This window comes from Neobacillus sp. D3-1R (genome assembly GCF_052180215.1).
Lineage (GTDB): Bacteria > Bacillota > Bacilli > Bacillales > Cytobacillaceae > Pseudoneobacillus.
Map to the genome: position 1 here is coordinate 4,276,031 of NZ_CP197471.1, position 13,549 is coordinate 4,289,579.

The 13,549-nt window shown below is 40.9% G+C and carries 11 protein-coding genes; 1 reads left to right on the plus strand and 10 read right to left on the minus strand.

Annotated elements, in window-relative coordinates:
• Positions 1–29: 29 nt before the first annotated feature.
• On the minus strand, positions 30–398 hold the full coding sequence (locus ACSBPO_RS21425; RefSeq protein WP_442596950.1) for a response regulator: 369 nt from the start codon (positions 396–398) through the stop codon (positions 30–32).
• 185 nt (positions 399–583) lie between these two features.
• Between ACSBPO_RS21425 and ACSBPO_RS21430 the strand changes: the two genes are divergently transcribed.
• Positions 584–1,123, plus strand: coding sequence for a DUF2529 domain-containing protein (locus tag ACSBPO_RS21430; protein ID WP_442596952.1), 540 nt, complete (start codon positions 584–586; stop codon positions 1,121–1,123).
• A gap of 257 nt (positions 1,124–1,380) precedes the next feature.
• On the opposite strand, the gene ACSBPO_RS21435 is transcribed toward ACSBPO_RS21430, so the two are convergent.
• The 9 genes from ACSBPO_RS21435 to ACSBPO_RS21475 all read right to left on the minus strand — a co-directional run bounded on the left by ACSBPO_RS21435 (position 1,381) and on the right by ACSBPO_RS21475 (position 13,240).
• Positions 1,381–2,982 (minus strand): CTP synthase, encoded by a 1,602-nt coding sequence (locus tag ACSBPO_RS21435; RefSeq protein WP_442596954.1) that lies wholly within the window; start codon positions 2,980–2,982, stop codon positions 1,381–1,383.
• A gap of 250 nt (positions 2,983–3,232) precedes the next feature.
• On the minus strand, positions 3,233–3,799 hold the full coding sequence (gene rpoE, locus ACSBPO_RS21440; RefSeq protein ID WP_442596956.1) for a DNA-directed RNA polymerase subunit delta: 567 nt from the start codon (positions 3,797–3,799) through the stop codon (positions 3,233–3,235).
• A gap of 131 nt (positions 3,800–3,930) precedes the next feature.
• Entirely contained in the window at positions 3,931–4,080 is a 150-nt protein-coding gene (locus tag ACSBPO_RS21445; RefSeq protein ID WP_442596958.1) for a hypothetical protein, read from the minus strand.
• A 227-nt stretch (positions 4,081–4,307) separates the two neighbouring features.
• Positions 4,308–7,565: a fused isobutyryl-CoA mutase/GTPase IcmF gene (icmF, locus tag ACSBPO_RS21450; RefSeq protein ID WP_442596960.1), complete on the minus strand. Its 3,258-nt coding sequence runs from the start codon at positions 7,563–7,565 to the stop codon at positions 4,308–4,310.
• A 147-nt stretch (positions 7,566–7,712) separates the two neighbouring features.
• On the minus strand, positions 7,713–8,333 hold the full coding sequence (locus tag ACSBPO_RS21455) for a TetR/AcrR family transcriptional regulator (RefSeq protein WP_442600423.1): 621 nt from the start codon (positions 8,331–8,333) through the stop codon (positions 7,713–7,715).
• A gap of 346 nt (positions 8,334–8,679) precedes the next feature.
• Positions 8,680–9,819: an acyl-CoA dehydrogenase gene (locus ACSBPO_RS21460; RefSeq protein WP_442596962.1), complete on the minus strand. Its 1,140-nt coding sequence runs from the start codon at positions 9,817–9,819 to the stop codon at positions 8,680–8,682.
• A 119-nt stretch (positions 9,820–9,938) separates the two neighbouring features.
• A complete protein-coding gene (locus ACSBPO_RS21465) occupies positions 9,939–11,069 on the minus strand; it encodes an acyl-CoA dehydrogenase (protein ID WP_442596964.1) in 1,131 nt (376 codons plus the stop codon).
• Positions 11,070–11,155: 86 nt separating this feature from the next.
• Positions 11,156–12,007, minus strand: coding sequence for a 3-hydroxybutyryl-CoA dehydrogenase (locus tag ACSBPO_RS21470; RefSeq protein WP_442596966.1), 852 nt, complete (start codon positions 12,005–12,007; stop codon positions 11,156–11,158).
• A gap of 45 nt (positions 12,008–12,052) precedes the next feature.
• Positions 12,053–13,240: an acetyl-CoA C-acetyltransferase gene (locus ACSBPO_RS21475; RefSeq protein ID WP_442596968.1), complete on the minus strand. Its 1,188-nt coding sequence runs from the start codon at positions 13,238–13,240 to the stop codon at positions 12,053–12,055.
• Positions 13,241–13,549 lie beyond the last annotated feature (309 nt).

Sequence of the window (13,549 nt, forward strand, 5' to 3'; positions counted from 1 at the left end):
AGAATTTTCGATAAAAATCGAGGCTTTTTTTAAGCCCTCATAGGTAAATGTTCTCTCACTGCAGCACGAATGTCATCAATGTCAAAAGGTTTTGCAAAATGGGTTAAGGCACCCAGATCCTTCGCCTCTTGGATCATATCCAACTCGCCGTACGCAGTCATGATAATGACACGGATGTCCTCATCAATAACCTTCATTCTTTTTAAAATTTCAATTCCATCCATACCTGGAATTTTCATATCCAACAATACTAAATCAGGAGAGTGTTTTTTCACAATTTCAAGAGCTTGAACACCATTTGCTGCTTGGAATGTTTGGTATCCTTCTTTTTGGAATACCTCATTCAATAAAATTCTAATCCCAAATTGATCATCAACGATTAATATTTTCTCTTTCAACGTTACCGCCCCTAACTTAGATTAGAAATATTTTTATTGTATTTACGCAGTTTTTTTCCCCTCAAATACATTCTATATCCACATGCATTTTTCCTTCTTTTTATTTCCAAATTCCCTTGTTTTTTGCCATTTTTAGATATAAGTCTATAATAGGAAGCGGGATTTCTTGATATGGAGGGCTTAAGATGTTAAAAATGTTTTCAACTCAACTAACTGGATTGTTTAAACGCATACACGAAAAAGATGAATTTGCTTTCGAGGATAGTGCTCGTTTATTAGCTCAAGCTGCTGTAAGTGAAGGATCCATTTTTATTTTTGGAAATAAAGAGATGGAAGCTGTGACTTTGGAAGCAACATTTGGAGCTGAACCTTTCCGCTTTGCAAAAAAATTCCCTGCTGACCTAGCTGAAATCAAAGAATCTGATCGAGCCTTAATTATTACACGTTTCTCGACAGATGCGGAAGCTATAGCCTGTGCAAAAAATCTTGAGATGCTGGAAGTCCCGTTTGTAGCCATCGCCACAAAGGTAGAAGCATCTAAGGAAGATTTATTTGATTTAGCGGATGTGTCGATTCATTTACAGCTTGCTAAAGGATTATTGCCTGACGAATTCGGAAACCGCTTCGGATTCCCATCCAGTATGGCCGCACTTTTCGCTTATTACGGGTTAAAGTTTACTTTTGATGAGATTTTAGCAGAATATGAGGATGAAGAGGAAGAATAATGAAGTTTTGAGCCCGGATTTCCGGGCTTTTTGTTTGTTCTTTTTGGGGGAAGATCTAAATTCAAACTAAATTTTGTATAACCTAACACATTATCCGACTTTCCAGACGAGTTATCCGACTTTTTTGTTGAGTTATCCGAGTTTCCGAGTGACTTATCCGTCTAAAATGGAAATGTTTCCGACTTTGTCACATTTCCCGAAAAGTTACCCATAAAAAAAGCCCCAACCCTTAACAAGGATTGGAGCATATCACACGATTATTTATTCATTTTTAAAGAAGCTTCCACAAAGTCACGGAATAGCGGTTGTGGACGATTTGGTCTGGATGTAAACTCTGGGTGGAATTGAGATGCTACAAACCAAGGATGATCAGTAATCTCGATTGTTTCCACTAAACGGCCGTCTGGGCTTGTACCAGAGAAGACAAAACCTTTCTCTTCCATCGCTTGACGATACTCGTTGTTAAACTCATAACGATGGCGGTGACGCTCATAAATAACCTCATCTTGGTAAGCTTCATACACTTTTGTTCCTTCTTCAATCTTACATGGCTGCAAGCCTAGACGAAGAGTTCCACCAAGATCTTCGATATCCTTTTGTTCTGGTAAAAGGTCGATGATTGGGTAAGGTGTATTTGGATCTAATTCAGATGAGTGTGCACCTTTTAAGCCAAGGACGTTACGTGCAAATTCAACGGTCGCTAATTGCATTCCTAAACAGATTCCGAGGAAAGGTACCTTTTGTTCACGTGCATATTGTGTTGCTAAAATTTTCCCTTCGACACCGCGATCACCAAATCCACCAGGAACTAGGATACCATCTACATCTGATAATAATTCGCTCACATTTTCTTCGTTTACCTGTTCAGCATTGACCCATTTGATTTCCACATCAGAATCAAACGCAAAACCTGCATGCTTTAATGCTTCTACAACGGAAATATAGGCATCTTGCAGTTCAACATATTTACCAACAAGAGCGATTCTAGTTTTATTAGATAAATTTCTAACCTTATCCAGAAGGGCTGTCCATTCGGTCATGTCCGCTTTCGGTGTGTTTAGTTTTAAATGGTCACAAACAATTTGGTCTAGGTTTTGATCTTGTAATATTAAAGGAATCGCATATAATGTATCTGCATCCGGTGCTTCAATGACTGCATTTGCAGGGATATCACAGAATAAAGCAAGCTTATCCTTCATATCTTGAGAAATCGGCATTTCGGTACGCACGACAATCACATTTGGTTGAATACCTAAGCTGCGCAGTTCTTTTACACTGTGTTGTGTTGGCTTCGTTTTTAATTCGCCAGCTGCCTTTAAATACGGAATTAAGGAACAATGGATATACATAACATTGTCGCGACCTGCATCGCTTTTGATTTGACGAATCGCTTCTAAGAATGGAAGTGATTCGATATCCCCAACCGTTCCCCCGATTTCAGTAATCACGACATCCGCGCCAGTTTCACGCCCTGAACGGAACACTTTTTCTTTAATTTCATTGGTAATGTGCGGGATAACCTGTACCGTTGCCCCTAAATAATCGCCGCGTCTTTCTTTTTTCAAAACCGTTGAATAAATTTTACCAGTTGTCACATTGCTGAACTTATTTAAGTTAATATCAATGAAACGTTCATAGTGACCTAAGTCTAAATCTGTTTCTGCACCGTCGTCCGTTACGAATACTTCCCCATGCTGATAGGGACTCATTGTTCCTGGATCCACGTTAATATATGGGTCTAATTTTTGAATCGTTACTTTTAATCCACGATTCTTTAATAATCTACCAAGTGATGCAGCTGTGATCCCTTTCCCTAAAGACGAAACCACACCGCCTGTAACGAATATATACTTTGTCATGTTTAATAAGTCCCCCTCTTAATTTATGTACACATTTCGTGCATATTCTCTTCTTAGATTTACCGTTTTATATCATTCATATGAAAGCGGGAGAATGATTTTTGTAAGAAACGTATCTCTCTTCCTTTTACAAAAATAAAAAACGCCCCACTTACCGTAGTAAGGGGAGCGTTTATCATCATTTATACCGTTCCTTTTTAAAGGAGCCCAAAAAAGATTCTACATTCCAAGAATTAAAAAGTCAAGAAGTTTAGAACTCCTCTTCTTCATCTTCTAATTCAATGTCATCCTCTTCTTCATCGAGGTCGTCTTCATCGTCTTCCAGATCATCTAGCAGTTCCTCATCGTCGTCGAGGAGTTCTTCATCCTCAAACTCTTCTGCTGATTCATCGAGATCATCGAAGTCCTCTTCTTCATCGTCAAGAAGATCTTCGTCATCGAATTCATCCAGATCCTCATAATCCAGATCTTCATCTTCGTAATCATCAAGATCTTCGTCATCGACCTTCTTAGCCTTCTTCTTCTTCGGCTTGATTTGGGTGATCGTATCTTCTTCGGCTTGGTCAACTGGATACCAGCTTCTTAAGCCCCAAACATTATCACCTAAACCAAGGAAGCGACCGTCTATATTTAAATCCGTATAAAATTGGGCAATTTTCGCTCTAACTTCGGTTTGTGTTAGACCTGATACTTTCACAATTTCATCCATGATTTCTCTAAATGGTAAAGCTTGCTTTTTACCTTCAAGTAATACGTATGTCATTTCAATAAGAGACATGTCTTCAATTTGCTCTTTTGTGAATTGATCCAAACTCAATATCCGCACTTCCTTCCACTCAAATACATACTCTTCATTATAAACAAATTCTTCCGCTTTATGCTAGTTTTAACAGGGCTGTTTACCAAAACTTTGTCCATTTTTTATAAAAAAACGCATTTACCCCTCTTTTATTTCCGATTCCTTAACATTCTAAAACCGATGATAAAAAATAGTATCGATAAAATTAAAAAGGAAATGGCTCCAAGTTGCCGTTGGTAAAGGTAAAACATTCCCCAACCCAGCGCAATGGCTGCTGCAAAATAGATAATTTGCCTCAATTCATTCCCACCCTGCCCCCAGTTAGTCTATCTTAACTTGATTATAATGGAAATCCTTTTAAATTCTATCTCTTTTGCAAAAATATTTTCAAGCGAATGAATGGAAAGGGCCGATAGCTAATAGCTACCCGCCCTTTTCATCTATTTTTCCCGGGGAGGAAAAATAAAAAATTGAATGTTACTTCGAGTCTCATTCCGCTCTTCGTTTATTAACGAGAGCATCTTTTTTACATATTACGTCTATACTGTCCGCCAACCTCATAAAGGGCACGGGTAATTTGACCAAGACTTGCTACTTTAACGGTTTCCATTAATTCCGCAAAGATATTGCCGCCGCTCACAGCTGTTTCTTTTAGACGATTTAAGCTCTGAGCTGTTTGCGCTTGGTTTCTTGATTGGAATTCTCTTAGGTTGTTAATTTGTAATTCTTTTTCTTCTTTTGTTGCACGAGCAATTTCCATATTATCTACTTCTTCTTCAGAAGGCGGGTTTGGATTTAAGTAAGTGTTTACCCCGATAATTGGAAGTTCACCTGTGTGCTTTTTCATTTCATAGTGCATCGATTCATCTTGAATTTTTCCGCGTTGGTATTGAGTTTCCATTGAACCTAATACACCGCCACGATCATTCATGCGGTCAAACTCTTGTAAAACAGCTTCTTCGACAAGGTCAGTTAATTCTTCGACGATAAAAGAACCTTGAAGTGGATTTTCGTTCTTTGTTAATCCATGCTCCTTCGTAATGATCATCTGAATCGCCATCGCACGGCGTACGGACTCTTCAGTCGGCGTTGTAATCGCTTCGTCATACGCATTGGTATGAAGAGAGTTACAGTTATCATGAAGGGCCATCAACGCTTGTAACGTTGTGCGGATATCATTAAAATCAATTTCTTGAGCATGTAAAGAACGTCCAGATGTTTGAATATGGTACTTCAGCTTTTGGCTGCGATCATTTGCCCCATATTTATCGCGCATAACCGATGCCCAAATACGACGAGCCACACGGCCAATTACTGTATATTCTGGGTCCAAACCATTCGAGAAGAAGAATGATAAGTTCGGTGCAAAGTCATCAATATTCATACCGCGGCTTAAATAATATTCTACATACGTAAATCCGTTTGCTAACGTAAACGCCAATTGAGAAATTGGATTAGCTCCCGCTTCTGCAATATGGTATCCAGAAATTGAAACAGAATAATAATTACGAACTTGTTGATCGATGAAGTATTGTTGAATATCTCCCATCATACGTAGCGCAAATTCAGTTGAGAAAATACAAGTGTTTTGGCCTTGATCTTCTTTTAAAATATCAGCCTGAACCGTACCGCGAACATTTTTTAACGTATAAGCCCTTACTTCATTGAACTCTTCAAACGTTAAAACGCGTCCTAATTCCGCTTCCTTCTTTTCTACCTGCTGCTCGATCGCTGTATTCATAAACATCGCTAGAATGATTGGTGCTGGACCATTAATCGTCATCGAAACTGATGTTGATGGATGGCATAAGTCAAAGCCCGCATACAGCTTTTTCATATCATCTAATGTACAAATACTTACACCGCTTTCGCCAACTTTACCATAGATGTCAGGACGGTAATCTGGGTCTTCACCATATAAAGTTACTGAATCGAATGCCGTACTTAAACGTTTTGCATTGTCATCCTTTGATAGGTAATGGAAACGGCGATTCGTGCGCTCCGGTGTACCTTCTCCCGCAAACTGACGCTTCGGATCTTCCCCTTCACGCTTGAATGGGAATACACCAGCTGTATACGGGAATGAACCAGGAACATTTTCACGATAGACCCAACGGATGATTTCACCATAATCCTTATATTTAGGAAGAGCAACCTTAGGAATATCTAATCCAGATAAGCTCTTTGACTTAAGGGCTGTGATAATTTCTTTATCACGGATTCGTGTCACAAACTGGTCAGCGGCATAAGCTGCCTTTGTTTGCTCCCATGTTTGTAAAATTTTTAGTGTTTCTGGTGTTAATTTACCTTCTGTTTCAGCTTTAATTTTTTCAAGAGCTTCGGCAATCTCAGGCTGTGCCTTAACTGCCTCAATAGCACCTTCTAGTTGGAACAGCTTGCGAGCTAGTGCTACTTGCTCTTCTGCCTTCTTATGATAAGTTCGAACCGTTTCGGAAATTTCTCTTAAATAGTAACGGCGGTCATTTGGAATAATGACATTTTGCTTTTCTACTAAGGCATTTCTTTCAAAAGAAGTCGTCCAGTTCGTACCAGTTTTCGCATTAATCGTATCGACTAAAGCGGCAAATAATGCGTTTGTCCCTGGGTCATTAAATTGGCTCGCAATCGTGCCGTACACTGGCATTTCGGAAGGATCTTTTTCAAAAAGCATGTGGGAACGCTGATATTGCTTTTGAACTTGACGCTTCGCATCTTCCGAGCCTTTACGTTCAAACTTATTGATAACGATTAAGTCAGCAAAATCGATCATATCGATTTTTTCAAGCTGAGATGGTGCTCCGAATTCACTTGTCATCACGTATAGAGATAGATCACAAATTTCTGTAATCTCTGCATCCCCTTGACCGATACCGCTTGTTTCTACGACAACTAAATCAAAGCCTGCTGCTTTTACTACGCTGATTGCATCTTTAATGGCAAGCGAAAGCTCGCTCTTTGAATTTCTTGTCGCTAAACTGCGCATGTACACGCGTGGGTTAAAAATTGCGTTCATGCGGATACGGTCACCAAGTAACGCTCCGCCCGTTTTTTGTTTCGTCGGGTCAACAGAAAGGATGGCAACCTTTTTATCAGGAATTTCATTGATAAAGCGACGAATCAATTCGTCTGTCAATGAGCTTTTCCCAGCACCGCCTGTACCTGTGATACCAACAACCGGAACGGATTTTGTTAATGACTTTACTTTTTCCATAACATTCTGAGCAGCTGCTGCGGCTTCACGGTCAAGGTCCACTTGATGCTCAGCTAAGGTGATCAGCTTGGCAATCGTATTGACATCTTCTGTTTGTAATTCCGTTAATTGCGGAACCGTTTCAGGCGTGATCGTTGCAAAATCACATTCCTTGATCATCAATTGAATCATTCCATCAAGACCGAGCTGACGACCGTCTTCTGGTGAAAAAATTCTTGCGATCCCGTACTCATGAAGATCCTTGATTTCCTTTGGAAGGATTACACCACCGCCACCGCCATAAATGCGGATATGGGAAGCACCCTTTTCTTTTAATAGGTCATACATATACTTAAAATATTCAACATGCCCGCCTTGGTAGGAAGAGATGGCAATCCCTTGAACATCTTCTTGAATCGCCGCATTCACGACCTCTTCTACAGAACGGTTATGTCCAAGATGGATCACTTCTGCCCCAAGTGATTGAAGGATTCTTCTCATAATATTGATGGAGGCATCATGCCCATCAAAAAGACTCGAAGCCGTCACAAAGCGAATATGATGCTTCGGCTTATACGTTTCTTTCGTATTCATCCTTATCCCCCTTACTTTCGTGAAAAAATGACTGGTTTGAGTCCTGCTTTTGGAGTGGCAGCAGAACCTATTTACTTTAGTTACCCCTTTGTTGCTTCAAACTAGTTGGGTCTTTTACGTAAGCGTTCACTGACCCAATCTTGTTTCTTACCCCTTAATTCCTGATAAAAGCAAATTCGTTTGCAATTCAATATATTCATCGAGCGTGTATAATTTATGAAGTGCCCAGCGGCGGAAGCCCCACATTTGTCCTTGAACAAAGATGTTATGGGCGATCATTTTAATTTGTTTTTCAGTCAAATCTAATTCCTTGTTCTCCACACATTTCGCGATGACTTCTTCAAACATCGCTACCATTTCCAGCTCCTTCCGCAATACATACGGCAAGGCATCCTTTGATAACGATTTCACTTCTTGATACATCACAAGCACTTCATCCTGCATTTCATCGACTACGCGAAAATAGTAGGCGATCGCAGTCTTGAGGCTTTCGAGTGTACCTTGGTTATTGTTGAGGTCGCTATGGAGTCTGTCTCGAACTTGGTCATAGATGCTATCACATACAAGATAGAGAACATCTTCCTTTGTTCTAATATATTCATAGAGCGTGCCTATACTAAAACCGGAAGCCTTCGCAATTTCTCTCGTAGTGGTGCGGTGGAACCCCTTTTGAATAAAGAGATTAACCGCTCCCTTAATCATTTCTGTTCTTCGTTTTCTCACCAGGCGTTCATCTTTCACCGACGCCTGAACTTCCCGTTTTTTCATCATCGTTTCTACCGCCCTTTTCATCTCCTTTGGGTGATGGATGTGACTTGGTGCGAATAATCGTGATTTATTAGTACGTTAAGGACATTAAATTGATTTATAGGACTCTGGTTCCGTTATTTCCGTAAAAAGTACCCATTTTATCGATTTATAGGACTCTCATTCCGTTATTTTAAGAAAAAAGGGTTATTTCTCTTCATTTCTAGTAAATAAGGTACTCCTGTGTCCGATAATTTTGCAAAAACGTGCTTTTATACGTAAATAACGGATCCTCTGTCCTATAAGTATGGCCGAGTTAGGTGTCTAGATGTTTTTCTCTCCATGCACTCCTGCCCCATTCAAGAATTTACTTCGTCAATGTACGTCCAATAACTAAACGTTGGATTTCTTGAGTTCCTTCGTAGATTTGAGTGATTTTTGCATCACGCATAAAGCGTTCTACTGGATAGTCCTTTGTATATCCATAACCACCAAATACTTGAACCGCTTCTGTTGTTACCTTCATGGCTGTATCGCCCGCGAATAATTTAGACATAGCTGACTCCATTCCGTATGGAAGACCAGCAGATTCTTTCCATGCAGCTTGGTAAGTTAATAGTCTTGCTGCTTCTACACTTGTCGCCATATCTGCAAGTTTGAAAGAGATACCTTGCTGCGCTGCAATTGGCTTACCGAATTGAACGCGCTCTTTTGCATAATCAACAGCCGCATCAAGGGCACCTTGTGCAATACCAACTGCTTGAGCAGCAATACCGTTGCGTCCTCCATCAAGCGTCATCATCGCGATTTTAAAGCCTTCGCCTTCTTCACCAAGACGGTTTGCAACTGGAACCTTGCAATCTTCGAAAATGATTTCAGTTGTAGGTGATGAACGAATGCCTAGCTTTTTCTCTTTTTTACCTACAGAGAAGCCTGGGAAGTCACTTTCGATAATGAAAGCTGTTGTTCCTTTTTGTTTAGAAGATGGATCTGTTAACGCAAAAACGACATAGATATCAGCGATTCCACCGTTAGTGATGAAAATTTTGCTTCCGTTTAATACATAGTGGTCGCCTTCAAGACGTGCTGTTGTTCTCATGCCGCCTGCATCAGAACCACTTCCTGGCTCTGTTAAGCCGTAGCCCCCAATTTTTGACCCTTCAGCCATTGGGCGAAGATATTTTTGCTTTTGTTCTTCGTTACCGAATTTGAAGATCGGCCATCCTGCTAATGAAGTGTGGGCAGAAAGTGTTACCCCTGTTGAAGCACACACACGAGAAAGCTCTTCTACGGCGATACAGTAAGCAAGATAATCACTGCCGATTCCGCCGTATTCTTCCGGCCAAGGAATACCTGTTAAACCAAGCTCAGCCATCTTATCGAAAATTTCACGGTCAAAACGTTCTTCTTCGTCACGCTCTGCAGCTGTAGGAGCTACCTCGTTTCTAGCAAAATCGCGAACCATTTTACGTATCATTTCATGCTCTTCACTTAATTGAAAATTCATCCTAATTTCCCCCTATTTTTACGGAGTTCCCTCCGATTCACTTTATCGCATCACCGCGCTGGGGGTCAGACCCCCGGTGCTTTACCGCGTTACTGCAACAACAACAGCAGCTACAACTTTTATAGATGCTTACTTATCACGATTCGTTGAATTTCGCTTGTTCCTTCGTAGATTTCGGTTACTTTCGCATCGCGGAAGTAGCGTTCGACTGGGTAGTCCTCTGTGTAGCCGTAACCTCCGAAAACTTGAATCGCTTCTGTCGTCACTCCCACAGCTGTTCGAGTCGCAAACAATTTAGCCATCGAGGCTTCTTTACCGCACTTTTGACCCTTCATGCGCAAATCAGCAGCACGATAAACTAGTAATCTAGCAGCTTCTACATTCGTAGCCATATCAGCCAACTTGAAGGAAATACCTTGTTGAGTTGCAATCGGTTTACCAAACTGAACACGTTCCCTAGCATAGCCCCTTGCCGCTTCTAAAGCAGCTTCCGCAATCCCTAACGCTTGTGCTGCAATGCCAATTCGACCAACATCCAGATTAGCCATGGCAATTTTAAAGCCTTCTCCTTCTACACCAAGCAAATTAGCTGCTGGTATTCTCATATCTTCAAAGGTTAATTGGATGGTACGTGAGCCATGGAGACCCATTTTATGCTCATCTTTTCCAAAAACTAGTCCTGATGTTCCTTTTTCCACAATAAAACAAGAAATTCCCTTTGAGCCTGATTCAGGGTTGGTCGAAGCAAAGACGATATACACATCTGCTTCTCCGCCATTTGTAATAAACACCTTAGAGCCGTTTAAAACATAATGATCGCCATCTTTCACCGCTCTTGTTTTTAAACTAGCCGCATCTGAACCGGAACTGGGCTCTGTTAAACAAAATGCTCCTAAAGACTCACCGCTTGCGAGCTTCGGTACATATTTTTGTTTTTGTTCGTCTGTTCCAAAGTATAAAATCGGGTTTGTTCCAACCGAAGTATGCACCGATAAAATAACCCCAACAGTCGCACTTACTCGTGACAATTCATTAATGGCGATGATATAGGACATGAAATCCATTTCTGCGCCGCCATACGCTTCAGGAACTGGAATTCCCATTAAGCCCAATTCGCCCATCTTGTTTAAAATCGCTCGTGGGAATTCTCCTTGTTCCATTTTTTCTACAAATGGCGCAATTTCACTTTGAGCAAAATCACGTACCATTTTCCGCATCATCTCTTGTTCTTCCGTAAAACGGAGATCCATATTCGAAAACCTCCTTTTCTATGCCCTCTTAGTTGCAATCTAAAAACTACCACCAACCCGCCATCGGAGTCTAAGCACCCGTTAGCTTAGTTATACTCATAAAAGCCACGGCCAGATTTACGTCCAAGCCAGCCTGCTTTTACATACTTTCTTAAAAGTGGACATGGGCGATATTTGTCATCACCGAAGCCTTCATGAAGGGTTTCCATGATATAAAGACAAGTATCTAAGCCGATAAAATCAGCCAAGGTTAAAGGTCCCATCGGGTGGTTCATTCCCAGCTTCATCACTTCATCAATCGCTTCTTTCGTCGCAACACCTTCATAAAGTGTGTAAATCGCTTCGTTAATCATTGGCATTAAAATTCGGTTAGAAACAAATCCAGGGAAATCATTCACTTCCACTGGTACCTTACTTAATGTTTTCGTCATATCTTCAATCGCTTGATATACTTCATCTGCTGTTGCCAGTCCGCGAATGATTTCAACTAATTTCATTACTGGTACAGGATTCATAAAGTGCATTCCGATTACTTGTTCAGGACGCTTCGTTGCGGCTGCAATTTCTGTAATCGGTAAAGAAGAAGTATTCGAAGCTAAAATCGCATGTGCAGGTGCAAGTTCATCCAACTGAGCAAAGATTTTTGCTTTAATTTCCATGTTTTCAACTGCTGCTTCAATCACAAGGTCAACACTAGCGGCATCCGCTAATTCTGTTGATGCTGCTAAACGGCTTAACACTTCGCCCATTTCATCTGCTGTCATACGTGCTTTTTCCACCTGACGAGAAAGGTTTTTCTTAATGATACCTAATCCGCGCTCGACAAATTCTGGTTTTAAATCATTTAAAAGGACTTCGTATCCTGCTTGCGCACAAACTTGGGCAATACCAGAACCCATTTGCCCTGCTCCAATGACCATTACTTTTTTGATATTCACTGCTATTCCTCCCCCTATTAACGTTCAGAGTCTATTTTTTTAAAATTACTGCTTCGGAACTTCGATCATGATGGCGTCGCCTTGACCGCCGCCTGAACAGATGGCTGCTATTCCAATTCCACCGCCGCGACGCTTTAATTCGTACATTAAGGTTAAAATAATTCTCGCACCGCTTGCCCCGATTGGGTGGCCTAATGCGATGGCACCGCCGTTTACATTGATTTTTTCAGGGTCTAGACCGGCAATTTTTTCACTTGCAAGTGAGACAGCTGCAAAGGCTTCGTTAATTTCAAATAAGTCAATTTCCTCCACACTTTTGCCTGTCTTTTTCAAAAGTTCATTGATGACAAGTCCAGGTGTTTTCGGAAAATCTTTTGCTTCAATCGCGACTTCTGCATGACCCAAAATGTATGCCATTGGTTGTTTTCCTTCTTGCTTCGCACGTTCTTCACTCATTAACACGAGCGCTGCTGCCCCATCGTTTACGCCAGGTGCGTTACCTGCTGTAATCGTTCCGTCTGAGTTAAACACTGGTGCAAGTTTGGTTAATTTTTCAATAGAAGTATCCTTGCGAGGTGCTTCGTCGTGTTCAAAAACTACGTGTTCGCCGCGCTTTTGTGGGATTTGAACAGGCACGATTTCTTCTGAAAAAGTACCAGTTTCAATCGCAACAATCGCTCGCTCATGGCTTCTTAACGCCCATTGATCCTGTTGCTCGCGTGTTAATTCCAACTCTTTTGCCGTTCCGTTTCCATATGTCCCCATGTGAACGCCAGTGAAGGCACAGGATAATCCATCTGTTAGCATCAAGTCCTTAACAGCACCGTCACCCATACGTAATCCCCAACGCGCCTTTGGCATGATATATGGTGCATTGCTCATCGATTCCATTCCACCTGCGACAATCACCTCTTCATCACCAGCACGAATGATTTGATCAGCAAGCGTGACACTGCGCATACCTGAAGCACACACTTTGTTGATTGTCTCGGTTTTTACACTCCAAGGAAGGCCAGCTTGACGAGCAGCTTGACGAGAAGGAATTTGTCCTTGTCCGCCTTGTAAAACGGATCCCATAATGAGTTCGTTTACCTCTTCAGGCTGCACTCCTGCTCGTTGAAGTGCTTCCTTAACAGCAAAACCTCCTAGTTCTGATGCTGTAAACTGGCTTAATGATCCGCCGAATTTCCCAAATGGTGTTCTTGCTCCTGCAATAATGACTGTTTTCCCCATCTAAAACCTCTCCTTTGTTTGATGTGTAGAAAGCTTTCGTGAAAAAAATCCCTTTTGGCGCTATATAAAACTATGAAACTTCTATTTAAAATTCTTGAAAAAAATCGATGTTATAACTAAAAAACTAGATGCAGTCATCTAAGATGTGGAAGACAAGCGACTGAACGCTCGCTCGGGTGAAAGAAGAAAAAAAAGAAAGGTATAAAATACGCTCCTAAATGTTTGTAAGCGCTTTAAATCTATTTTACTTTAAAAATCGTAGAAATAGAAATATTTAACATAAAATCCACCCTACTATTTTTACAATTT

Bases quoted from the DNA above. Each gene is read 5' to 3' on its own strand.
- ACSBPO_RS21460 (WP_442596962.1), bottom strand. From the start codon at position 9,819: ATGAATTTTCAATTAAGTGAAGAGCATGAAATGATACGTAAAATGGTT.
- icmF (WP_442596960.1), bottom strand. From the start codon at position 7,565: ATGAATACGAAAGAAACGTATAAGCCGAAGCATCATATTCGCTTTGTG.
- ACSBPO_RS21465 (WP_442596964.1), bottom strand. From the start codon at position 11,069: ATGGATCTCCGTTTTACGGAAGAACAAGAGATGATGCGGAAAATGGTA.
- ACSBPO_RS21475 (WP_442596968.1), bottom strand. From the start codon at position 13,240: ATGGGGAAAACAGTCATTATTGCAGGAGCAAGAACACCATTTGGGAAA.
- ACSBPO_RS21435 (WP_442596954.1), bottom strand. From the start codon at position 2,982: ATGACAAAGTATATATTCGTTACAGGCGGTGTGGTTTCGTCTTTAGGG.
- ACSBPO_RS21430 (WP_442596952.1), top strand. From the start codon at position 584: ATGTTAAAAATGTTTTCAACTCAACTAACTGGATTGTTTAAACGCATA.
- ACSBPO_RS21455 (WP_442600423.1), bottom strand. From the start codon at position 8,333: ATGAAAAAACGGGAAGTTCAGGCGTCGGTGAAAGATGAACGCCTGGTG.